General features: G+C 36.0%; 22 protein-coding genes. 7 read left to right on the forward strand and 15 right to left on the reverse strand.

The annotated features are described in order from the left end of the window. Positions 1-65 precede the first annotated feature (65 nt). Positions 66-431 carry a YugN family protein gene (locus BMZ04_RS01465; protein ID WP_093264032.1) on the forward strand — a complete coding sequence of 122 codons (366 nt, stop codon included), beginning with the start codon at positions 66-68 and terminating at the stop codon, positions 429-431. Between the two features lie 112 nt (positions 432-543). Then, positions 544-1,605 (forward strand): sporulation integral membrane protein YtvI, encoded by a 1,062-nt coding sequence (ytvI, locus tag BMZ04_RS01470; RefSeq protein ID WP_093264035.1) that lies wholly within the window; start codon positions 544-546, stop codon positions 1,603-1,605. Between the two features lie 72 nt (positions 1,606-1,677). Here the strand turns inward: ytvI and BMZ04_RS01475 are convergent, their stop codons facing one another. The 7 genes from BMZ04_RS01475 to cyoE form a co-directional block, all read right to left on the reverse strand. Next, entirely contained in the window at positions 1,678-2,139 is a 462-nt protein-coding gene (locus BMZ04_RS01475; protein WP_177184277.1) for a DUF420 domain-containing protein, read from the reverse strand. Between the two features lie 20 nt (positions 2,140-2,159). Next, the gene (ctaG, locus tag BMZ04_RS01480) at positions 2,160-3,083 is read right to left on the reverse strand and encodes a cytochrome c oxidase assembly factor CtaG (RefSeq protein WP_093264042.1); all 924 of its coding nucleotides are present in this window, start codon (positions 3,081-3,083) and stop codon (positions 2,160-2,162) included. A 132-nt stretch (positions 3,084-3,215) separates the two neighbouring features. Continuing rightward, a complete protein-coding gene (locus BMZ04_RS01485; RefSeq protein ID WP_093264045.1) occupies positions 3,216-3,551 on the reverse strand; it encodes a cytochrome C oxidase subunit IV family protein in 336 nt (111 codons plus the stop codon). A 1-nt stretch (position 3,552) separates the two neighbouring features. Continuing rightward, on the reverse strand, positions 3,553-4,179 hold the full coding sequence (locus tag BMZ04_RS01490) for a cytochrome (ubi)quinol oxidase subunit III (protein ID WP_093264049.1): 627 nt from the start codon (positions 4,177-4,179) through the stop codon (positions 3,553-3,555). Between the two features lie 2 nt (positions 4,180-4,181). Then, positions 4,182-6,044, reverse strand: coding sequence for a cytochrome c oxidase subunit I (locus BMZ04_RS01495; protein ID WP_093264053.1), 1,863 nt, complete (start codon positions 6,042-6,044; stop codon positions 4,182-4,184). Positions 6,045-6,077: 33 nt separating this feature from the next. Then, positions 6,078-7,160: a cytochrome c oxidase subunit II gene (gene coxB / locus BMZ04_RS01500; protein ID WP_093264056.1), complete on the reverse strand. Its 1,083-nt coding sequence runs from the start codon at positions 7,158-7,160 to the stop codon at positions 6,078-6,080. Positions 7,161-7,260: 100 nt separating this feature from the next. Next, positions 7,261-8,184 carry a heme o synthase gene (cyoE, locus tag BMZ04_RS01505; RefSeq protein WP_093264060.1) on the reverse strand — a complete coding sequence of 308 codons (924 nt, stop codon included), beginning with the start codon at positions 8,182-8,184 and terminating at the stop codon, positions 7,261-7,263. A 323-nt stretch (positions 8,185-8,507) separates the two neighbouring features. Here cyoE and BMZ04_RS01510 point away from each other — a divergent pair, with 323 nt between their 5' ends. After that, positions 8,508-9,419, forward strand: a complete 912-nt coding sequence (locus BMZ04_RS01510; RefSeq protein ID WP_304442092.1) for a COX15/CtaA family protein — start codon at positions 8,508-8,510, stop codon at positions 9,417-9,419. Between the two features lie 335 nt (positions 9,420-9,754). On the opposite strand, the gene pyc is transcribed toward BMZ04_RS01510, so the two are convergent. The 3 genes from pyc to BMZ04_RS01525 form a co-directional block, all read right to left on the reverse strand. Next, positions 9,755-13,195 (reverse strand): pyruvate carboxylase, encoded by a 3,441-nt coding sequence (pyc, locus tag BMZ04_RS01515; protein WP_093264067.1) that lies wholly within the window; start codon positions 13,193-13,195, stop codon positions 9,755-9,757. 13 nt (positions 13,196-13,208) lie between these two features. Then, positions 13,209-14,375 (reverse strand): FtsW/RodA/SpoVE family cell cycle protein, encoded by a 1,167-nt coding sequence (locus tag BMZ04_RS01520; protein ID WP_093264071.1) that lies wholly within the window; start codon positions 14,373-14,375, stop codon positions 13,209-13,211. 66 nt (positions 14,376-14,441) lie between these two features. Continuing rightward, positions 14,442-14,723 carry an Fpa/YlaN family protein gene (locus BMZ04_RS01525; RefSeq protein ID WP_093264074.1) on the reverse strand — a complete coding sequence of 94 codons (282 nt, stop codon included), beginning with the start codon at positions 14,721-14,723 and terminating at the stop codon, positions 14,442-14,444. Between the two features lie 176 nt (positions 14,724-14,899). Here BMZ04_RS01525 and BMZ04_RS01530 point away from each other — a divergent pair, with 176 nt between their 5' ends. Beyond that, positions 14,900-15,397: a hypothetical protein gene (locus BMZ04_RS01530; RefSeq protein ID WP_093264080.1), complete on the forward strand. Its 498-nt coding sequence runs from the start codon at positions 14,900-14,902 to the stop codon at positions 15,395-15,397. An 11-nt stretch (positions 15,398-15,408) separates the two neighbouring features. After that, complete coding sequence (locus tag BMZ04_RS01535) at positions 15,409-15,612, forward strand: YlaI family protein (RefSeq protein WP_093264085.1); 204 nt, start codon at positions 15,409-15,411, stop codon at positions 15,610-15,612. A 454-nt stretch (positions 15,613-16,066) separates the two neighbouring features. On the opposite strand, the gene BMZ04_RS01540 is transcribed toward BMZ04_RS01535, so the two are convergent. Next, on the reverse strand, positions 16,067-16,393 hold the full coding sequence (locus tag BMZ04_RS01540; protein WP_255367751.1) for a YlaH-like family protein: 327 nt from the start codon (positions 16,391-16,393) through the stop codon (positions 16,067-16,069). A 21-nt stretch (positions 16,394-16,414) separates the two neighbouring features. Beyond that, positions 16,415-18,262, reverse strand: coding sequence for a translational GTPase TypA (typA, locus tag BMZ04_RS01545; protein WP_093264089.1), 1,848 nt, complete (start codon positions 18,260-18,262; stop codon positions 16,415-16,417). A gap of 104 nt (positions 18,263-18,366) precedes the next feature. On the opposite strand from typA, the gene BMZ04_RS01550 reads away from it, so the two are divergent. After that, on the forward strand, positions 18,367-18,552 hold the full coding sequence (locus BMZ04_RS01550; RefSeq protein ID WP_093264094.1) for a YlaF family protein: 186 nt from the start codon (positions 18,367-18,369) through the stop codon (positions 18,550-18,552). 33 nt (positions 18,553-18,585) lie between these two features. Here the strand turns inward: BMZ04_RS01550 and BMZ04_RS01555 are convergent, their stop codons facing one another. Both BMZ04_RS01555 and BMZ04_RS01560 read right to left on the reverse strand, forming a co-directional pair. Further along, on the reverse strand, positions 18,586-19,377 hold the full coding sequence (locus BMZ04_RS01555; RefSeq protein WP_093264099.1) for an inositol monophosphatase family protein: 792 nt from the start codon (positions 19,375-19,377) through the stop codon (positions 18,586-18,588). 275 nt (positions 19,378-19,652) lie between these two features. Next, on the reverse strand, positions 19,653-19,850 hold the full coding sequence (locus tag BMZ04_RS01560) for a hypothetical protein (protein WP_093264104.1): 198 nt from the start codon (positions 19,848-19,850) through the stop codon (positions 19,653-19,655). 156 nt (positions 19,851-20,006) lie between these two features. Between BMZ04_RS01560 and BMZ04_RS01565 the strand changes: the two genes are divergently transcribed. Next, complete coding sequence (locus BMZ04_RS01565; RefSeq protein ID WP_093264108.1) at positions 20,007-20,636, forward strand: YktB family protein; 630 nt, start codon at positions 20,007-20,009, stop codon at positions 20,634-20,636. Positions 20,637-20,677: 41 nt separating this feature from the next. On the opposite strand, the gene BMZ04_RS01570 is transcribed toward BMZ04_RS01565, so the two are convergent. After that, positions 20,678-20,947 carry a UPF0223 family protein gene (locus BMZ04_RS01570; RefSeq protein ID WP_093264113.1) on the reverse strand — a complete coding sequence of 90 codons (270 nt, stop codon included), beginning with the start codon at positions 20,945-20,947 and terminating at the stop codon, positions 20,678-20,680. Positions 20,948-20,949 lie beyond the last annotated feature (2 nt).

Here is a 20,949-nt window from a genome sequence, read left to right on the forward strand (position 1 = left end):
AAATTTGAATTAATATTAATGAGAACGTATTCTATGGCAATTCGAACGTGAAGGAGGACAATTCAATGTATTTCGAAAACACAGGTATAGAAAACACTGTCATTGATCTAAATTTATTAGATGATCTTATGAAAAAGAACGGATTAATCCGCGAAGGTCAATGGGATTATGAACGTGTAACTTATGACAAAAAGTATGAAATAAAAGAAGGAACATTTTATCTTCGAGTATTTGGTTTTACAAAAGACGGTGATGTAGGTGCACATGATGCAAACATTACTTTATTAAAACCAGTAGTTGGCAAACATTATTATCCACATGGTGTTGAATATGGGGAAAATGAAGTATTCCCTAACCACTTAGTAAAATCATGTGAACAAGTACTAACTGCTCTAAAAAAAGACTTAAGTGCATTTGAAATACAAGCATAATGATGACTGCATAAAACGCTAGAGAATAATTTCTCTAGCGTTTTTAATCTGTTCAAAAATAGATATGTTGTCTATACTAGGTGAAACGCTGAAGAAAGGAGTATAACCAATCGTGTTAAAACTCTTTAAAAAAGAGTATGTGAAATATATAATTACATGGCTCTTCCTTTTACTAATTGCTATCTTCATCATTCCAGTATCATTACCAATCATTTTAGCTTTGATTACTGCAATCATTATCGAACCTCTTGTAAAGTTAACTCAAAGAACATTTAAATGGAATCGAAAACTAGCAGTTATGACAAATTTCTTTTTCTTAATCATTATTATTTCAGCCTTCATATACTTTGTAATAACGAAGCTAATAAGCCAGCTCATTTATACATCTAAAGTAATTCCTTTTCATTTAAATAGTGCAACAGGCATTTGGATAAACGTGCAAAATAACTTGTTTAAATACACAGAAGGCCTGCCTAAAGAGGTTGTCGAATCCATACAAGGTAAATTCGATTCTACTTTAATGAGCATGAAAGATGCTTTACTCGATTTGCTTAGCTACTCTAATATAACCGCACTTCTCACTGATATTCCAAACTTTTTAATCAATTTTATCGTATTTATAATTGCTCTTTTCTTATTTATGTTAGATTTGGAAAGGTTGCGAACTAAATTTTTTCGTTACTTATCCGATGATACTGCCGAGAAAGTACGTGTGATGAGCACAAGTGTAAAAAAAGTAATGATTGGATTTATGAAAGCGCAAATTTTTGCAAGCTTTATTATTTTAGGTGCATCGCTTATCGGATTATTATTTGTCCTTTCGCCAAAATATGCAATCATAATGGCACTAATCATATGGATTGTCGATATAATTCCTATTTTAGGTTCGATTGCTATTTTAGCGCCATGGGCCATTTATGAATATATTACTGGCGATATTGTTCTAGGTACTAAACTTACGGTTTTAGCTATTATTCTTTTAATAATACGGAGAGCCGTTGAGCCGAAATTAATGGGTTCCCAAATGGGAATATCACCTTTAGCAATCTTAATCGCCATGTTCATCGGTGCAAAATTATTTGGTTTTCTTGGATTTTTAATCGGACCGCTCTTCGTCATTCTATTTATAACCGCAAAAGAAGCTGGGATGATAAAGCTTAACTTTAAATTATAACAAATCTTTTAGAATAGAAAGCAAAAAGTAGGATGTGGGAATTTCACTTATTTCCACATCCTACTTTTTAATTTAACCACCTATTATCGCTTTAATAACGGAAGTTGTTTCTCCTCCGCTATAAAATACGTACAGTAACAAATACACAGCTACTCCTGTGATTGCAACGAAAAACCAAATGATACTTGTAATTGGACCAATTTTACGATGCCTTGCAATATTATTCTTAAATCCTAAAACAATCGTGACAATTCCAAATACAGCACCAGTAGTAGCAAGTACAATATGGAAGATTAAAAATACTGTATAGTAAATTTTTATATCATCTGGTCCACCAAATGCGGTATTTCCGATAAAAATCGTTCGCGAAGCATAAATGATGAAAAAAATCAAAGCAGAAATGGCTGCAGCAATCATTGTCTTCTTATGTGCTTCTATTTTTCTTTGCGATACTAATACCCATCCAATTGCAACTAATATTGCACTCAATACGATGAAAAAGGTACTAATAGTTGGTAATACAGGTAAACTCATCATCATTTCTCCTTGAATACTTAAAATTTGTTATTATAATTTGCTTGTAATTTTAAATCATCTAATGCTTTCTGTGTAATTTCATCTGCGGTTTCTTGTTCATTTTTAAACCATTTAAAGAATATAGACGCTAATACTACAGCATATATAATCTCTTGAATAATTTTCATGAGAATTCCACCAAGTTGCTGATCTGCTTCAGGTGACATATTAGAGAATAATTCAGGTCCAGAAAGTGACAGACCAGATAATGTACTAGAAGGTACACATAATTCCATTGCTTTAAGCCATGCCTCACCATCGGTATACGTAACGTAATTTGCAGATCCTGAGAAAATGATCAAGGCACAAGCTGGTGTTATTAATATGGCACTACCTATTATAAAACCAATTTTCTTTAAACCGTGCAAACCTTTTTCACCTTTAATAATATCGACGATTGACCACCACATTAAGATTGCTGAAATAAATAATATAAACGTATATGTTCCATGCAATACCTCGTCCATTTTAATATAATCAAGAATTAATGGTATATGGTAAAGCGAAAACAAACCAGAAAATATAATTAACGAAAATAATGGTTTTGTTAATAAGGGGAATACCTTTCGTACTACAGGTAATTCAATGATAACTTTCCAAACCCACCATGGAATCCCCTTCAATAATAAAGGCGGGATTAAGAGCAGTAATATAGCCATTTGTACCATATGATAGGAGAACATAATATGAGCCATCAAATCTACTGGTGATCCTTTAACGATGTAAACAAGTACTATACTTGTTAAAAAATAAGCAACTTCTTTTTTTGTTAAGGGTTCTGAAACTTTAAAGTCTTTTCGCCATTTGACTGTTATTAAAAAATATAAAATAGTTATAAACACTAATAATCCGATTAAGACAGGACTCCAATTAGCTTGAAAACCAAATATACTTAAAGGCATACGTAACCTCTCTCCTTTTTTTACTACTAACTCCATTATAAAGCGCATATACAATAACTTCAATGAACGAACTATGACAAATGAAAAAAGCCGAGACTAAGAAAATTCTTAGTCTCGACTTTTGCGTTTGTATTATCCCCACCAGATAATCGTTAAAAAAGTAAGGATGAAAACAAATGCGAGGAATGCTCCAAAAATCAAGAAAAACATCGCAACATTATGATTTTTTTCTTTTGCATGCATGAAATAATAAAGTTGTAATACAACTTGAACTGCAGCAAGTAATAAAATTACGGGTGCTATTAAGTATTTAGAGAAGTCAGCAGCAACAGCAGCAAACGCAATTAGAGTTAAGAAAATCATAATTGCAAAAGTTGTTATTTGGCCACGCATATCTTGCTTTCTCTTTTGCTTAATATAATTAAATTCAGTGTCAGATTTAACATAAACTTGAGCGTCGTGAGACATATTAACCAACAACTCCCATCAAGTATACTACTGTAAAGATGAATACCCACACAACGTCGATGAAGTGCCAGTATAAAGAAGCAGTATAGTATTTTGGTGCATTATACAAGCTAAATCCACGCTTCGCATTACGTACGATTAATAGAATAAACCATACTAAACCTACTACAACGTGTATACCATGCGTTCCAACTAACGTAAAGAAAGCGGATGAAAACGCACTTTGACTATAATTAAATCCTAAATGTACATAATGATTAAACTCATAAATCTCTAAAGCTAAGAATGAAAGACCTAGAGCAACTGTAATTCCTAACCAAAGTTGCATACCTTTAAAATTATGGTTTTTCATATGATACATTGCATACACACTTGTTAATGAAGAAGTAAGAAGTATCATTGTCATAACAAACACTAGTGGCAATTCAAATAATGTTTGAGTAGAAAACTCCATACCACTTGGTCCTTTATTTTTAAGCGCTAAATAAGTAGCAAATAAACTCGCAAACAGTACAGTTTCTCCACCTAGAAACAGCCAGAAACCTAGAAATTTATTCTTACCTTCCATTGTTACCTGTTCTGGGTGATCTGGCCAAGTTTGTGGGGTGTACTTTTTATCTAAGTCCATTATTATTTACCCCCTTTTTCATTCATCAAATCTTCTTTGTGAATATGGTAACCGTGATCATCTTTGATAGAACGAACAGCCATAGAAGCGAATGTAATAGCTAATCCAAGTACTAATACTGGTACTGCCCAATCTTTTTCACCATTATATAAAGCTCCGAATCCAGCTATAAATAAACCTAATGTCATAACGAAAGGAACAAATGAGTTGTTTGGCATATGGATATCAGAAATTGGTTCTGCATATGTCATCCCTTCTTTATTTCCTTCTTGTTTTTCAATCCAGAATGTGTCAAGTCCACGAACAAGTGGAGTTTGTTTAAAGTTGTAAAATGGTACTGGTTGTGGAATAGCCCACTCTAACGTACGTCCATCTCCCCAAGGGTCATTTCCAACTGGTACGTTTTTAACAACAGTAATAATGATGTTAACAACAAGAATTACAACACCAATTGCCATGAAAATGGCACCGATTGAACTGATTAAGTTGAATAAATCCCAACCTTGGTTTGCTCCGAACGTAAATACACGACGAGGCATCCCCATTAGTCCTAAGAAATGCTGAATGAAGAACGTTAAATGGAAACCGATAAAGAAGAACCAGAAAGTCCATTTACCTAGTGTTTCACTTAGCATTTGGTTAAACATTAATGGCCACCATAGATGTAATGCCGCTAAAATTGCTAAAACTACTCCACCAACGATTACATAGTGGAAATGGGCAACGATAAAGTACGAATCATGTAATTGATAGTCAAGAGGTGCAGCCCCTTGCATAACACCTGTTACCCCACCTGCTACGAAAGAAGGTATAAATCCTAAAGCATACAGCATTGGAGTCGTAACTTTAATACTTCCTCCCCAAATCGTAAGCAACCAGTTAAAGATTTTCATACCAGTAGGAACAGCGATTGCCATTGTAGCAACAGCGAAAATAGCGTTTGCTGTAGGTCCTAAACCAACTGTAAACATATGGTGAGCCCAAACCATGAATCCTAAGAAACCGATTAATACAGTTGCAAATACCATGGATGAATAACCAAATAAACGTTTACGTGCAAATATTGCAAAGATTTCTGAGAAAATACCGAAAGCAGGTAATATTAAGATGTATACTTCAGGATGCCCGAAAATCCAGAATAAATGCTCCCAAATAATTGTATTACCACCCATTGTATGATCAAAGAAGTTCCCTCCGAACATACGGTCAAGGATTAAGAAGAATAATCCGATTGTAAGTGGTGGGAAAGCAAATAATATTAACGCACTCGCAACAAATGTTGTCCATGTCATTAATGGCATACGCATATATGTCATACCTGGTGCACGCATATTAATAATCGTTACAAGGAAGTTAATACCAGCAATATAAGTACCAGCACCAGCTATCTGAAGTCCGATTGCATAAAAGTCAATCCCATGACCTGGTGACGCTAGAGATAATGATGCATAAGAAGTCCACCCTGCGTCAGGTGCACCACCCATAAACCAAGAAAGGTTAAGGAAAACACCACCAAAAAGGAATAACCAAAAACCTAGTGAATTTAGAAATGGGAACGCAACGTCACGTGCACCAATTTGAAGTGGCATGACAGCGTTCATAAATGCAAATAGTAACGGCATGGCCGCAAGGAAAATCATCGTTGTTCCGTGCATTGTAATAATTTCATTAAACAGACCTGCACTTACAAAATCGTTATCTGGCTTCGCTAATTGAATACGGATTAGCATTGCCTCAATACCACCGATTACGAAAAATAAACCACCAGCAATGAGGTACATGACAGCGATTTTTTTATGGTCGACTGTTGTTAAATAGTCCCACAAAGTTGCGCCAAAGCCCTTTTTCTGTGCGATAGAACTCACAACTTTAACCTCCCTCATAATTATCTATGAAAATTATTTTTCAATAGATAGTCCCATTAAATATTCTGCAAGAGCATCTAATTGCTCTTCACTAAATTTTTCGCCATTGTTAAGTTGTTCTGGCTGAGGCATTAAGTTGCCTGGTTTGTATTTCTGTGGATCATTAATCCAGTTTTTAAGATTTTCTTCTGAGTGTTCCATGAATCCTGCAACACGGTTACGATCTCCAAATGCTGCTAAGTTAGGACCAACACCACCAGCAGTTCCTGCAGCCGAAGTTGCATGACATGCGATACAGCTTGTATTAAAAATTTCTTCCCCTTGAGTAGCAAGGTCACCATCTGCAACAGCTTCTGTTGTTTTCGCTGATTCTACCCAAGCATTAAAGTCGTCACGATTTAATGTTTTCACTTTGAAATCCATTAAAGCATGTGATGGACCACAAAGCTCCGCACATTTACCATAAAATACGCCATCTTTTAATCCAGCAGATTCATTATCGAATTCTAAATAGAATTGATTGACGTTCTCTACGTTTGTATCCAATTTACCACCAGCTGCTGGGATCCAGAATGAGTGTTTTACATCCGCTGCCTTTAAGTTAAAGTAAACTTTTTCCCCTGTAGGAACTACAAGTTCTTGTGCAGTTACAACTCCTAAATCTGGATATTCAAACTCCCACCAATAAAGTTTTGCAGTTACATTAACTGTAACAGCTGTTTTGTTACCATCTGCATCTACATGATCCATTGCCGATACATCCGCGTGTTTGTACGTATAGATTACGGTTGGGATAGCAAGTACGATTAATAGAAGAATTGGAATAACTGTCCAAATTACTTCTAGTGTATGACTTCCTTCTACTTGTTTAGGAATCACATTTTCTCCAACTTTTTTGCGTCGGAACTTCACTATTGCAACTACATAGATAATTACTACTACAATAACAACTAATGTCATAATAGCAGATGCTAAAAGTAGTAAATTAAATTGATCTCTTCCGACTTGTCCAGCAGGTGTAAGCGTTGATAAATATTCCTCGCCACAACCCGATAGGAAAATCGTTAGAGCTGCTAACAGTGAAAAAAGTCGCCATTTTTTAAGCCCTTTCATCATAGCTAAATCAAACCCCTCTTTCATAGTTGTATTCATGTGCATTAGGACGGTCGTTCTGTTTTATATGAATTCTTATGGACTTTAAGAAAGAATTCCCTAGTTAGATAAAGATAGAAAAGATAATCATTGATACAAATAGGATTGTCATATAGTTTAGGGAATAGATAAACATACCAGTTGCCCATTTAATATCATCTTCCGCACGAAAGCCTTTTATAGAGAACAATAACCAACCAATATTAAGCACTGTTGCTAATATAACAAAAATTATTCCTAGATCCATTAATAAAAAGGGTAATGGGAACAAAAGTAAAATCCATAGAAGCATAGATACCTTTGTGCGTTTGAAACCCTTTACAACAGGTAACATTGGAATGTTGGCTGCTCTATATTCTTCCGTCCGCTTCATTGCAAGCGCATAGAAATGCGGTGGTTGCCAAGCAAACATTATTAAGAATAATGCTAGTGCACCAAAACTTAATCCTGGTTCTACTGCTGCCCATCCGATTACTGGAGGTATAGCACCTGAAATACTACCTACTACCGTATTACTAACATGTTTTCTTTTTGACCACATAGAGTATAAAACAACGTAACTGATAATACCCGCCAGTCCCCAAACTCCCGCAGAAGTTGAAGCCATAAATAACAAGATTTCACCTACAATTAAAAATGAAAAGGAAGTTATCAGCACGGCTGATGGTGTGAATCTTCCAGTAACTGTAGGTCTACCTTTCTTACTTTTCATGACAGGGTCAATATCACGATCGATATAGTTATTCATCGCTGCAGATCCTGCAATTATAAGTGCTGCACCAAAAAGCGTATAAAATAACAAATCTAACTCATGTAGAAAGTTTCGGTTAGTAATTTGAAAAGCGAGCCACAAACCAGTAAAAGTCGTAACTAAATTAGAATTAACTATTCCGATTTTAATTAGCGAAAGAAAATCCTTAAGAAATGAATTTGTAACTGGGTCTGTTTCTGCTTCGGTAGTAGCGGTTATTGAATGTCCATTTGACATGCTGCCCCTCCTTTCAAAGTTGTAAGCATATTCCGCTACCTTTTACTATAGCGAAAATCTTCCTCAATTTCTATAGTGAATAAAGATTTTCGTATAATAAGTTCTATAAAAATGTAAATTTCGATAGGACATATCCATAGTAAATCATTTTTTGTCACTATTTGTGAAGGTTCGAGCACGAATTTATGAACAATTTGTGAAATGCTATTTTCGTTTCCATGTGTTCAAAGTATATACATTGTAATTTTTCTCATGTTTCGATATTATCTAGTAGCAGATATAGTCTTAAACGGACGAACAAGATACATAAAGTAGGTGGCGCATTGCACATTAATAAATATTTAAAAGGCCTCGCTATTGTTTCTACAGTTGGTATGTTACTTATCCTTTTAGGTGGAGCACTAGTTACGAAAACTGATAGCGGCATGGGCTGTGGACGACATTGGCCTGGTTGTAATGGACAACTTATTCCAGATGTAATAACAACAGAAGTATTAATAGAATTTTCTCATCGTCTTGTTACAGGAGCTGTCGGCATTTTTATTGTTGCTTTAGCAATCTGGGCATGGCGTTCTTTAGGGCATGTTCGTGAAACAAAATTCTTATCTTTCATGGCTATCTTTTTCTTAGTATTACAGGCGCTTATTGGTGCTGCACAAGTAAAATGGGGACAAGGAGATTTTATTCTAGCACTGCATTTTGGTATTTCCCTAATATCATTTGCTGCCGTTTTATTATTAACTTTACTAGTTTTTGAAGTTGACCGAAAATTCGACACGGATAAAATTAGGATAGGTAAAACGCTGAGATTTCATACAATTGGTATTACGCTTTATTCGTATGTAGTCATTTATACAGGTGCACTTGTTCGACATACGGAGTCTAGCTTAGTTTGCCGGGATTGGCCATTATGTAGGAATAACGAATTCTCATTGCCTACTAACTTATATGAGTGGGTTCAAATGGGACACCGTTTAGCAGCAGGATTGATTTTTGTTTGGATAATTATCGCGGCAATCCATGTTATTAAAAACTACAAATCTCAACGGACAATCTACTGGAGTTGGATCATTGCACTTATATTAGTAACATCTCAAGTACTTTCCGGGATGTTCGTTATACTAACTAGGTTAAATTTGTATATTGCGCTATTGCATTCATTGTTCATATCCTTACTTTTTGGATTACTTTGTTATATGATTCTATTGTTATCGAGAAGTAGAGGAGAAAATTAGTACATCTTTGTTTCCAGTTCCCTCTTTAACAAATGAATAAACAAATAATAGGACGCTTCTTGTTTCAAATTGAACAAGATGTGTCCTTTTTTTATGCTTTTCTTTGTGATATAGGAATAATGCCCACCAAAAAGCTCGATTAAGTGTCCGCTATGATTTCCGCTGCAGGCGGACGCGCAGCGTCGGCGATGGCTCATCGCTCACCCGGCGGAAATCCTAGCGGTAGATTCCTTTGACGCATTATTCATAAAAAGCATCTTAATAGAATGTACTACTAAACTTCAAGCATAAAGAAAAAGGCTGTTTGACATGTATTTTGTCAAACAGCCTTTTTTCTATTCCTTATCCATTACGATTAACAAATCACCAGTTGCTATTGCTTCTCCTGCTACAACATGGATTTCTTTAATAACCCCATTGTATGGTGCTTGAACTGTCGTTTCCATTTTCATTGCTTCTGTGATAAGCAAGTGTTGGCCTCTTTTTACTTTGCTACCAATATCTATTGCAACTTTTAATACTGTACCTGGCATAGTTGCCCCGATATGATTTTCATTAGTTACATCTGCTTTTTGTTTAGCTAAATGACTAACTTCAATATTCATATCTTGAATGATAACTTCACGAGGCTGTCCATTTAACTCAAAATAGATTACACGATTACCATCTTGTGTCGGTTCACCGATAGAAACCAATTTAATGATTAACGTTTTTCCAACTTCTATCTCTACTTCAACCTCTTCACCAAGACGTAAACCATACAAGAAAGTAGGTGTATCTAAAACAGATACATCTCCAAAATTCTTTTCTGTTGCACTATATTCTTCAAATACTTTCGGATACAAAGTATACGCTAATATTTCTTGACTAGTTACTGGACGACCTAATTGATTAAATAACAGCTCTCTTACAGCATTAAAATCTATAGGTTCTAGTAACTCTCCAGGACGAACAGTAATTGCTTGTCGGTCTTTTAATATTACTTTTTGGAGTTCTTCCGGGAAACCGCCATATGGCTGTCCAATATATCCTTCAAAAAACTCGATTACTGAATCTGGGAAGTCTATTGTTTTTCCTCTTGTAATGACTGATATTTCATCTAAATTGTTTTGGACCATGAACAAAGCCATATCCCCTACTATTTTAGATGAAGGTGTAACTTTTACAACATCACCGAATAGTAAGTTCACACGAGAATACATTTCTTTTACTTCTTCCCATCTTTCCCCAAGTCCTACTCCTTTTGCTTGTTGCTGAAGATTACTATACTGGCCACCTGGCATTTCATGCACATAGATTTCTGTATGTGGACTCATCATACCACTTTCAAAATCTTGGTAATATTTACGTACGTCTTCCCAGTAATAAGATATATTTTCAAAAGCGTCGATATCCCCAATGACTTCTCTGTTAGAACCTTTCATCGCATAACTTAAGCTACTTGCACTTGGTTGTGAAGTCAATCCAGCCATCGAGCCTAATGCTGTATCTACAATGTCAACGCCAGCTTCTATTGCTCTTGCATACATATAAATGCCGTTTCCGCTCGTATCATGGGAATGTAAATGGATTGGCAAATCGACCGTGCTCTTAAGCTCGCTGATCAATCGATATGCAGCTTCTGGTTTTAGTAAGCCTGCCATATCCTTAATCGCTAAAATATGTGCTCCTGCAGCCTCTAACTCTTTTGCCATGTCTTTATAGTACTGAACTGTATATTTGGCTCTAGAATCATCTAAAATGTCACCAGTGTAACAAATAGCTGCTTCTGCTATTTTTCCAGATTGTCTCGTTGCATCTATGGCAACTTCCATTCCTTTTATCCAGTTTAAGCTGTCGAAAATTCGGAATACGTCAATCCCGGCGTCTGCAGACTTTTGGATAAATTCACGAATTACGTTATCCGGATAGTTTTTATATCCAACCGCATTCGCTCCACGGAAAAGCATTTGGAACAACACATTCGGAATCATTTCGCGCATTTTAAGCAGTCGATCCCATGGGCTTTCTTTTAAGAAACGATATGCAACGTCAAAAGTTGCACCTCCCCACATTTCAAATGAGAAGAGATCATGCATTCCCTGTGCAGATTCTTTCGCTATCCCAAACATATCATGAGAGCGCACGCGAGTTGCAAGTAAAGACTGGTGAGCATCGCGGAAAGTTGTGTCTGTTAAAAGTACGCCTTGTTGCTCTTTCACCCACTTTATAACCCCATCAACGCCTTGTTCTTCTAGGATTTGTTTTGTTCCAGTTGGTGGTGCTTGTGAAATATCTAATGTCGGTTTTCTTGGTACTCCAAATACCGGCTTCGTTTGTTGCTGAACACCTGGGAATCCGTTCACCGTAACATTCCCAATATAATTTAATAATTTTGTTCCGCGATCTTTTCTATTTGGAAACATAAACAATTCAGGTGTTGAATCAATAAAACTTGTATTAAACTTTCCTGAAATAAAACTTGGGTGTTTTACAACTTTCTCCAGGAATGGAATATTTGTTTTAATCCCACGAATTCTAAACTCCTGCAAGTTTCTGTTCATTTTAGCCGCTGCTTCTTTAAAAGACATACCCCAAGTAGAAACTTTAACTAACAATGAATCATAATATGGTGTGATAACGGCTCCTTGGAATCCATTACCTGCATCTAAACGAACCCCAAATCCTCCACCTGAACGATATACCATTAATTTTCCTGTATCTGGCATGAAATTATTTAATGGATCTTCTGTTGTTACACGCGATTGTATAGCGTATCCAAAAAGAGGTATATTCTCTTGACTCGGAATCCCCATCTCTTCACTTGTTAGCGCTAAACCATCAGCAATTTTAATCTGGGCATGTACAATGTCTACACCTGTAATCATTTCAGTAATCGTATGTTCTACTTGAATACGCGGGTTTACTTCGATAAAGAAGAATTCATCTTCTGTTACTAAAAACTCTACAGTTCCAGCATTTATGTACGAAACATTTTGCATTAATTGAACAGCAGCTTGACAAATTTTGTCGCGTAATTCAGGACTTAATGAATTAGAGGGTGCAATTTCCACTACTTTTTGGTGTCTTCTTTGAATAGAACAATCTCGTTCATAAAGATGAATTAAATTACCATGTTTGTCTCCTAATATTTGAACTTCAATATGCTTTGGTTGAAAAATAAATCGTTCTACATATACTTCGTCCGAACCAAAAGCAGCTTTTGCCTCTGATTTAGCGCGTTCGTACGCACTTTCTAGATCATCTTTTGTTTGAACGACACGCATACCACGACCACCACCGCCTAGTGAGGCTTTAATCATCAGCGGATAACCATGACTTTCTCCAAATGCACGTACATCTTCTAAACTTTCAACGGGTCCATCACTACCTGGTATAACTGGAATACCTGCTTTCACCGCTTGCTCACGAGCCTTCACTTTATCTCCGAACATATCTAAATGTTTGGAAGTAGGTCCGATAAATATAATTCCTTCTTCCTCACAACGTTTTGCAAATTCCAAATTTTCTGACAAAAATCCATAACCGGGATGAATAGCATCCGCATTACTCTTCTTAGCGATGCGGATAATATCCTCGATATCTAAATATGCATCAATCGGTTTTTTGCCTTCCCCAACCAAATAGGATTCATCTGATTTAAAACGGTGAAAAGAACCACTATCTTCCCTCGAATAAATCGCTACAGTTCGCAAGTTTAATTCCGTACAGGCACGGAAGATTCGAATAGCAATTTCCCCTCTATTTGCAACGACAATTTTTTTAATGTTCTCCATCCATTGGCACCCCTTATACTTTTGTTTTTTCATGCTTAACAAACATAGATACATTCATCAATATCCCAATTGCAGCGGATAATATTATGATAGAAGTTCCTCCGTAACTTATAAAAGGAAGTGGAACTCCTGTAAGTGGGATTATCCCTAACATTCCCCCTAAGTTTACGAATGTTTGAAATCCGATAATACTAGACATACCAGCAGCAATCATACGAGCTTGTGGATCTCTTGTAGATAAGGCAATCATGATTCCCTTCAATACAATAAAAAACAATCCGCATAAGACTATTAATACCCCAATAAGTCCAAGCTCTTCTGCTATAATAGCCATTATAAAATCTGTATGAGGTTCAGGCAAGTATCCAAACTTCTGATTGGAATTTCCTAACCCTAATCCCTTTAAACCACCTGAGCCTATCGCGATATATCCGTTCACAATTTGAAAACCATAATCCAGCTCGTACTCAAACGGATTAAAAAATGCTTCTAATCGTCCAAGTCTGCGTGGAGTTATAAAGGTATCCTTCATGATATATATCGCGAATAATCCCATTGTTATAACTATACCAATTAATCCAACAAGTTTGGAAAAAGATTTTATTTTTATTCCACTAGCTGCTATAACTGAAATCGCTACAAAACTAATAATCAATGTATTTCCAACATCTGTCTCCATCATGATAAGTACAAAAACAAATAATAATACTATTATTGGAGGTCCTACCGATTCATTTAGTTTATTCAGCGTACCATTTTCATATTTTTTCGTGAAAATCCCAGCAAAATATAAAACAATTACTATTTTTGCAATTTCTGAAGGTTGCACATTACCGAATCCTAAATGGATCCAACTTTGAGATCCACTGGCTCCTCCAGTTCCTATAAAATGCACAAGTATTAATAATGTAAACATAACAAAAAGCATCAATTGCATCATAAAGCGTCTTTTATAGTGTTTATATGGAAAAAAGGCAGTTAAAAAAAATACCGGTAATGCTAATGCTAAGTTTTTCTTTTGTTTGTCAAAAAAATAATCAGGCTCCCAGCCATAATTAAGGACCGACCAACCCATACTAGCACTATAAATCATTACTAATCCAAACAAACATAATGCTAAGTATACAAAAAACAGCGGGTAATCAAAGTTTCTAAAAAATCTCTTCAAATATGGAATCATGTCAAAACCTCTATTTCTCCGTTAGAAAAAAAAACTCAAACAGTAAACTTCGTTTGAGTTTTATTATTATTTTTCTGTATGGATATCATGTAAAACGGATAACTCTTGTTCTAGTGAGGCAATAATTTCTTTTCCTTCACTTTTCTCTAAAAGTCCAAGTTTGACCGCAAAATCGATTTCGCGCGATAGTCCAAACATTTGTGTATCCAAAACCTCTTCGTAAAGTGGACATTGAGGCATCGTTAAGTTGTCCATTTGAACTTTTATTAGTTGTGCAATCTTTTCCGCATCTTTTTTTAAAAGTTCTAATGCTTTTTCTTGATAGGAAAGCTGTATCTTAGTATCCATGAGGACGCCCCCATTATTCTGATTTCTACTTATTTACCTCCCTAAAGTGTATCTTTTGAAGAGAAAAAATGCAAGTGTTCTCTCATCATAGTTTTAAAAAAGTGAAATATTCTTTAGATATTTTCATTTTAGCGATATACTAAGTTAGATTAGAGAGATTAGAGGAGGCAATTTCATTGGAATTTATTATCCCTATTATAGGTGCAGTTAAATTTACTATTACGCTTGATCCAACTGTTTGGATTTTTGATGATCGGAAAATTGATTTAGATGAATTTTTCTCAGGAGAATATGAATATAAAGATGAGTTAGAGGAATATACAAAAGTGACGTCTGCCCATTGGTCACGTGAAATTATAGAAGGCTCTACTGTTCCTCCTACTTTACAATCAGAGAAAAAGTATGAGCGTACAAAAGTATTAACTAGCTCATATGGTGTGGAACTTAAATCGTTTATCCTTAACGCAGAACCGCTACCAGAAGCTTCGAAGTTAATTATTGAAACAATAGAGGGTGAGCACAGCTTCACATTAAACGAATTAGATACTTTATTACTAAAATTTAGTCATAAAGGGAAACCACTTCGTGAGGATGGCCCTGTGCATGTTATTAAAAAAGATGGTTCTAATATAAATAATCCGATCAAATTTGTTACAGCATTTCGTATTGAATAGGAGTTGACTTTATGAAAGTACAATGTGTCATGTGTGAACGAATAGACATACTCTCCGATGATCTGCCATTAGCGAAAAAGTTAAGAAATCGGCTGATCCACACATACATGTGTCCGGTTTGTCATGATCGTATCGAAGAAAAAACAAATGCTCGTTTAGCTACCGGCAAGTTCATTTTCTACAAAACGTCCAAACTAATCGATAATGAGTTTTAGTATAAACAAATAATAGGACACTTTCTGTTGAAATTTAACAGAAAGTGTCCTATTTTCATCTTAGATTAATCTTAGTAATAATAATGCGCTCTTAAGTAACTCTATTTAGCGTCCACTAGGATTTCCGCTCCAGGCGGGCGCTTTCCGCGGGCATGGCTTCAGCCTCCTCAGGCCAACAGGATGTTGGTCACGAAGGCGCCTGTGCCCACAGGATGTGGGTCATGCAATCGTTGCCGCAGGACGCGGCGAACTTAGATTGCCTTCCTTTTGATGTTGCGCACTTAGCCTTCGTTCCTCTGTTGAGAAAGATGAGACATCGTAACGTACGCGAGAGCTGTGGTGATGGTTCACCGATCACCCGGCGGAAAGCGTCCGCCCTGCAGCCAATATCCTAGCGGAAACTAATTGTTGCGGACTAGTTCTAATCTATATAAAAAACAAAGCTCAGCTACTTTTACGTAGTTGAGCTTTGTTTTTTTTCGAGTCGTAAACGAATCTTATAAATAATTAAGATGAGCGCTGCAACGATTAGTCCTTCGACCACAGGAAGGAAAAACGCTAAAAACGTTAACATCAGGCATCCTAAAAATAAGAATAGGTAAATGACTACATTTTGTCCCAAACGCAATTTTTTTGCAAATCCTAGCTTGTACACAAGCACCGAGAGCAAAAAAATTGTTATAAATAATACATAACCCGCTATGTCGTAAGATGGCGTTATCTGATATATAAACTTTGATATACTAGACATTCTACCAAATACGAATTGCTGTTCTTCCAAGGTTATTCACCCTTTCAGTTCCTATTCAAGTTCTGCATTTTTCTGTTTCTTCGTTACACGTTCACGTTCACTTTTCTCCAGAATCTTTTTGCGTAAGCGAATTGAGACAGGTGTTACTTCAAGGTACTCATCATCACCTAAAAACTCAATTGCTTCTTCCAGCGTTAAAATACGAGGTCTTTTAATCACGTTCGTTTGGTCTTTGTTAGCTGAACGAATATTTGTTTTTTGTTTTGCTTTTGTAATATTTACAGTGATATCAGCATCACGATTATTTTCTCCAACGATCATACCTTCATAGATATCAGTACCTGGTTCAACGAATAAAGTACCACGGTCTTCAATACCCATCATACCGTAAGTTGTTGATTTACCTGTTTCCATAGAAACAAGCACACCTTGGTGACGTCCACCAACTTTACCAGAAACTACTGGTTGATAGCTATCGAATGTATGGTTGATGATACCGTAACCTTTAGTAAGTGACATGAATTCAGTTGTATAACCGATTAACCCACGAGCAGGAACCATAAAGATTAAACGAACTTGTCCGCTACCATTGTTGACCATATCAATCATTTCGCCTTTACGAGTACCCATAGATTCGATAATTGAACCTACACTATCTTCTGGTACATCGATTTGAACGCGTTCGATTGGCTCACACTTTTTCCCATCAATTTCACGAATAATTACTTGTGGTTTTGATACTTGTAATTCAAAGCCTTCACGACGCATATTTTCGATTAATATCGACAAATGAAGCTCTCCGCGACCTGAAACTGTCCAAGCATCAGGAGAATCAGTATCCTCAACACGTAAAGATACGTCCGTTTCTAATTGAGAACGTAGACGCTCTTCAATTTTACTTGAAGTAATCCATTTGCCTTCACGTCCAACGAAAGGTGAGTTGTTTGTTAAGAAAGTCATTTGTAATGTTGGCTCATCAATGCGTAATGGAACTAAAGCTTCTTGATGGTTTGTAGGACATACTGTTTCCCCTACGTTAATATCTTCCATACCAGAAACAGCGATTAAATCCCCAGCTTTAGCTGTTTGAATTTCTTCACGTTTTAAACCGAAGAAACCAAATAATTTTGTTACTCGGTAATTTTTAACAGTGCCATCAAGTTTCATCAATGAAATTTGTTGGCCTACTTCAATTGTACCGCGGAATACTCGACCAATTCCGATACGACCTACATAATCATTATAATCAAGTAATGCTACTTGGAATTGTAATGGTTCTTCTGAGTTGTCAATTGGTGCTGGAATTGCTGAGATAATCATTTCGAAAAGAGAATTCATGTTTTCTTCTTGTTTAGCAGGATCTTCATTTAAAGAAGCAGTTCCGTTTACACCTGAAGCATAAACAACTGGGAATTCTAGTTGGTCTTCATCTGCACCTAATTCAATGAACAATTCTAAAACTTCATCTACTACTTCTAGTGGACGAGCTGAATCTTTATCTACTTTGTTAACTACTACGATTGGCGTTATTCTTTGTTCTAACGCCTTTTTCAATACGAAACGCGTTTGTGGCATACACCCTTCATATGCATCGACAACTAGTACAACTCCATCAACCATTTTCAAAATACGTTCTACTTCTCCACCGAAATCGGCATGTCCAGGCGTATCAAGGATGTTAATGCGAGTACCGTTATAATCTACCGCTGTATTTTTAGCTAAAATCGTAATTCCGCGTTCACGTTCAATGTCTCCAGAGTCCATCGCTCTTTCATCTACATGCTCATTTGAACGGAAAGTTCCCGATTGCTTCAATAATTGGTCGACTAATGTCGTTTTTCCATGGTCAACGTGTGCTATAATTGCAATGTTTCGTAAATCTTGACGTATATTTGTCATATTTCCACTCCATATTCTTTTTTTCGAGTCCATAACTGTGTTATTATATCACAAGTGAAACTAAAGTAATATTATTTTTTTATCATTTTTGGGGGGTAATTGTATTGGGCAATATCAAATGGATTTTTGTTCTGTATTCTTTCGGCGCAATTTTATCAATGGCACTAATCGGAATAGCTGTTGCACTTCGAAATATTCCACTCGTTTTCCTATTTCTTGTTTTACTTTTTGTCGTAATGGGTTTTGGTTTCAAAACAAAGAAAAAAATGCGGGACCAAGGACTTTTGTAATTTATGATTGGCAAGACTTCTCTTGCCGATCTTTTACTTTAGTTTAATATAATTCCCCACAATATCACGATGTAAACCTGGTTTCGAGACGATAAACGTATTTTGTCCCAATAAATTGATGGGCTCATTTGCAAGCGTAGTTACGATAGCCCCGACCTCTTTTGCAATTACTGTTCCTCCTGCAATATCCCATGGCGATAATCGCATAGAAACATATGCATCTAGTCTTCCCATTACGACGTACAATATTTCAATTGCAGCAGATCCATATGATCTCGTTCCTCGGACTTTATTTATAAGTTCGATCATTCCTTCATGCTCAATGTATTTATTCGGCACTACCCAACTTGCATTAATACTAATAATAGATTGTTCAACATTTGCATGTTCTACTCGTGGAATGCGCTGATCATTGAAAAACGCCCCTTCGCCTAAAGCGCCAGAAAGTAAATCATCTGCCATCACATCATATATATACCCAAGTATACCTTCACCATCTTTGAAAATACCTAAAGAGATTGCAAAATTCTTTTTTTGATGAATAAAATTCATCGTTCCATCAACTGGGTCGAGTATCCAAACATAACCACTTAAATCTTGTATATCATCACCAAATCCTTCCTCACCTAAAATGCGGTGATCTGGAAAGTTTCGTTTTATATTTTGTATGAAAAATTGTTCTGTTTCTTTATCAATATTGGTCACTAAGTCATTTGCTTCCGATTTCGTTTCAATGATTAGCTCTGTTGTGAAAGAAGCTCTAATTCTTCCCGCCGCTTCTTTAATTAATGATTTCGCGACTTTGTCTAATTTATGTATATTCACTTCAACATCCCTCTCTTTGCCTAATTTCCCCTAATCCACTTTACTACTGTCTAGCTACAGCGCCTTGCTCCTGCGCACAGCTCGTCGCAGAAGAACGTTGCCCCTCGGGGTCAAATGTGAAAAAGCTGCGGTGGCTGAAGAACTGCCTCCTCGTTTTTCCCCATTTGCCTGTCGTGGCAAACATAGGCGCTTCCGCTTTTCTATAGTATAAAGAAAAAAACACCGGCTGTCTTGCGATTAGCAGGTGTTTTTATGGATTCCTCAAAAGTAAAGCATCAATCAAGTGCATCTAGTTCTTTTAAAAGCCGGTGAATTTCAGTCAATTGCATTTTTGCTTCAGTTATTTCTTTTTCATCTTGGTTACTCAAGGCATCATATAAAGTAGCAAGCTGATAATCCAGTTCCAATTTTAGCGTTTGAATTTTTTCTTTTTCCATATCATTTTTACGAATAATGTGCACTACCTGTCTCATAACTAACACCCCTTCTTTTTATTATTCCGTAATTTTCAGAAGATTTTTAATATTTTATGCTGATAATGAAATATTGTCAACTGAAGGAATACTACTTACATGATTTTTACCCATATTTCCTATAAAATAAACATGAAATACGAAAGGAGTTTACAAATGATTAAAACATTTTGGGAAGCCAAAGACTTTGATGTATTTAAAGTGGATGGTTTAGAAAATAGAATGAATGCTCTTATTGAAAACGTTCGTCCCAAATTCGAAAAACTTGGCATGCATTATAGTCACTATTTTTCGAGCACTTTAGGGGACGAGTACTTTCCTCATGTAGCAAAACATGCTAGACGCTCCGTCAATCCCCCTAACGATAGTTGGGTTGCATTTTCACCATATAAAAGAGGATATAAAGCATTACCTCATTTTCAAATTGGGCTATGGGGAAGCCACTTATTTATCATTGTAGCAGTCATTTACGAAGCGCCTGATAAAGTAGCTATAGCCGAGCATCTATTAAAGAAGAAAAGCTTATTCAATAAGTTACCGGATGATTTCATTGTTTCCGGAGATCATATGAAACCAGATGCTATTCCTTTGAAAAAAGCCAAGAAAGGAGAATTGAAAGACTTATTAATACGATTACACGATGTGAAAAAGGCTGAATTTTTAGTAGGTCGGCATATCTCTAGAGAAAATGCTGTTAAATTCTCCGAAGACGAATTCTTCCACTTTGTTGATGAAACATTTGATTACCTATTACCTATTTATAAAACGATGATTAATATGAAGTAGAAACTACCTCCTATAACTGTTTAAGCTATAGGAGGTAAGTTTCACCCTTTAATAACTGTGTTATCCCCTTTTTCTTTCATCATTTTTACAATTGGATAACTTGCGTAACCGCTTTCTTTTTCAAATTGCCGAAAATATGTTTTTTCTTCTGCGATAGAAGGTACAATTTCTTTAAAGCGTCTGTATTTCATTAATAATTCTTCTCGTTTTACGCCCTTTTCATACGCTTTTTCAATTGCTTCAAAAAATTGGACGACTTCCACTATTTCTTCTGTGGACCAATCTAAAGAAAACGGATATGTGTATTCCATGA

The organism is Psychrobacillus sp. OK032 (assembly GCF_900111345.1).
In the GTDB taxonomy this organism is placed as follows: domain Bacteria; phylum Bacillota; class Bacilli; order Bacillales_A; family Planococcaceae; genus Psychrobacillus.

Excerpts from the sequence above, each read along its gene's own strand:
- BMZ04_RS01465 (WP_093264032.1), top strand. The coding sequence starts at position 66 with ATGTATTTCGAAAACACAGGTATAGAAAACACTGTCATTGATCTAAAT.
- BMZ04_RS01475 (WP_177184277.1), bottom strand. The coding sequence starts at position 2,139 with ATGAGTTTACCTGTATTACCAACTATTAGTACCTTTTTCATCGTATTG.
- ctaG (WP_093264042.1), bottom strand. The coding sequence starts at position 3,083 with ATGCCTTTAAGTATATTTGGTTTTCAAGCTAATTGGAGTCCTGTCTTA.
- BMZ04_RS01485 (WP_093264045.1), bottom strand. The coding sequence starts at position 3,551 with ATGTCTCACGACGCTCAAGTTTATGTTAAATCTGACACTGAATTTAAT.
- BMZ04_RS01490 (WP_093264049.1), bottom strand. The coding sequence starts at position 4,179 with ATGGACTTAGATAAAAAGTACACCCCACAAACTTGGCCAGATCACCCA.
- coxB (WP_093264056.1), bottom strand. The coding sequence starts at position 7,160 with ATGATGAAAGGGCTTAAAAAATGGCGACTTTTTTCACTGTTAGCAGCT.
- cyoE (WP_093264060.1), bottom strand. The coding sequence starts at position 8,184 with ATGTCAAATGGACATTCAATAACCGCTACTACCGAAGCAGAAACAGAC.
- pyc (WP_093264067.1), bottom strand. The coding sequence starts at position 13,195 with ATGGAGAACATTAAAAAAATTGTCGTTGCAAATAGAGGGGAAATTGCT.
- BMZ04_RS01520 (WP_093264071.1), bottom strand. The coding sequence starts at position 14,375 with ATGATTCCATATTTGAAGAGATTTTTTAGAAACTTTGATTACCCGCTG.
- BMZ04_RS01525 (WP_093264074.1), bottom strand. The coding sequence starts at position 14,723 with ATGGATACTAAGATACAGCTTTCCTATCAAGAAAAAGCATTAGAACTT.
- BMZ04_RS01535 (WP_093264085.1), top strand. The coding sequence starts at position 15,409 with ATGAAAGTACAATGTGTCATGTGTGAACGAATAGACATACTCTCCGAT.
- typA (WP_093264089.1), bottom strand. The coding sequence starts at position 18,262 with ATGACAAATATACGTCAAGATTTACGAAACATTGCAATTATAGCACAC.
- BMZ04_RS01560 (WP_093264104.1), bottom strand. The coding sequence starts at position 19,850 with ATGAGACAGGTAGTGCACATTATTCGTAAAAATGATATGGAAAAAGAA.
- BMZ04_RS01565 (WP_093264108.1), top strand. The coding sequence starts at position 20,007 with ATGATTAAAACATTTTGGGAAGCCAAAGACTTTGATGTATTTAAAGTG.
- BMZ04_RS01570 (WP_093264113.1), bottom strand. The coding sequence starts at position 20,947 with ATGGAATACACATATCCGTTTTCTTTAGATTGGTCCACAGAAGAAATA.